The following is a 1,506-nucleotide window of genomic DNA, read 5'->3' as shown; positions in this document are numbered from 1 at the left end:
CGGCGCGCCGCGCGAGGAAGCCCGGGACGCGCAGGCCGAGATCGGCTGGACCATAGCCCCGGCCCACGCCGGCCGGGGCCACGCCACCGAGCTGGCCTGTGCCCTGCTGGACCTCGCCTTCGCGGGCCTCAGCGTCAGACCCGTGGAGGCTCACGCCTTCGCGGACAACGCGCCCATCCTGCGCGTGATGGAGAAGGTCGGCCTGCGCCACGAGGGCACCTTCAAGGAGGAGTCACTGCACCGCACCCGCGGCTGGGTGGACGGCGTCACTTACGCGATGCTCGCCTCGGAGCACCGGGCCCGGGGCAGACGGCTTTCCACCTCACGACGCCCAGAAGTACGCAACGCTCTAGACATAACGTTGCGTAAGGTTGTGGCATGAGCAACGATCCGCGCCCGACCCCGTGGGCCGTCGGCTGGGAACAGCGCCCCTGGACCGCGGACCCGCATGACGCCGGGCTGCGCTCCCGCCGCGCTCGCGTGCGTGCAGCAGGCCCATATCGAGCCGCGCTCCCGGCCCGCATCGCCCGACTCGGGCTCGACCTGCCCTCCGATCTGGCGACCGAGGTCGAGGAGGCGACGGCCGCCGTCGTGCGCTTCGACGCCGAGATCAGCCACGCCCTCCCGGGGCTCACCGGCGAGATCGCCCCGATCGACGCGGTGCTCCTGCGCACTGAGTCCGCGTCCTCCTCGCAGATCGAGCACATCTCCGCGGGCGCGCGAGCCCTCGCCCTGGCGACTCTCGGCGAACGCACCCGCCCGAACGCAGCGCTCGTGGCGGCGAACGTGAGGGCCATGGGCGCTGCTTCCCGGCTGGCCGCCGACCTGGATGAGCCTGCCCTGCTGGCCGCCCATCGTGCCCTCATGGACGGTCAGGAGCATGCCCGGCCGGGCGCCTACCGCGATGCGCAGGGGTGGATCGGGGGCGGGGCGCCCACGCCGCACACGGCGCAGTTCGTCCCGCCCCACCCGGAGCGCCTGCGTGCCGGGATGGACGATCTCTTCGCCTATCTGCGACGCACGGACGTACCCGCCCTCGTGCAGGCCGCCATCGCGCACGCTCAGTTCGAGACCATCCACCCGTTCGCGGACGGCAACGGCCGCACCGGGCGCGTCCTCGTGCACGCCGTGTTGCATCGGGCCGGCGCGATCACCCGTATGGGGGTGCCCCTCTCCGCGGGACTCCTCACGGACACGGCCGGATACTTCGACGCCCTCACCGCCTACCGCGACGGCGACCCCGCGCCCATCGTGCGCCGCTTCGCGCAGGCCGCCCTGGCCGCCGTCGGCAACGGCCGAGAGCTCGTCGCGGACCTGGACGAGGCCCTGACCGGCTGGCGCGAGCGGCTCACCGCCCGGCGGGACGCGGCGGTCTGGCGGGCGCTCGCGGTGATCATCGCGCAACCCGCCGTGACCGTGGACCACCTGGCCCAGGCGCTGGGTGTCTCGCGCCCGGCCGCCCAGCGGGCCGTGGACCAGCTTGTCGAGGCCGGCGCTCTGCAGGCC

The 1,506-nt window shown here is 74.0% G+C and carries 2 protein-coding genes; both read left to right on the top strand.

What is annotated here, in order from left to right:
- On the top strand, positions 1-382 hold a 382-nt coding region (locus ACFWJO_RS38000), incomplete at its 5' end, for a GNAT family N-acetyltransferase (RefSeq protein WP_386872710.1).
- Positions 379-1,506, top strand: a 1,128-nt coding sequence (locus tag ACFWJO_RS37995; RefSeq protein ID WP_386872708.1) for a Fic family protein, incomplete at its 3' end; no start/stop codon positions are given. The genes ACFWJO_RS38000 and ACFWJO_RS37995, both read left to right, overlap by 4 nt.

Origin of the sequence: Streptomyces sp. NPDC127092 (assembly GCF_042722475.1) — a bacterium.
Classification (GTDB): Bacteria; Actinomycetota; Actinomycetes; order Streptomycetales; family Streptomycetaceae; genus Streptomyces.
Note: the sequence above shows the minus strand (reverse complement) of the source record. Positions and strands in the feature narration are given on the sequence as shown.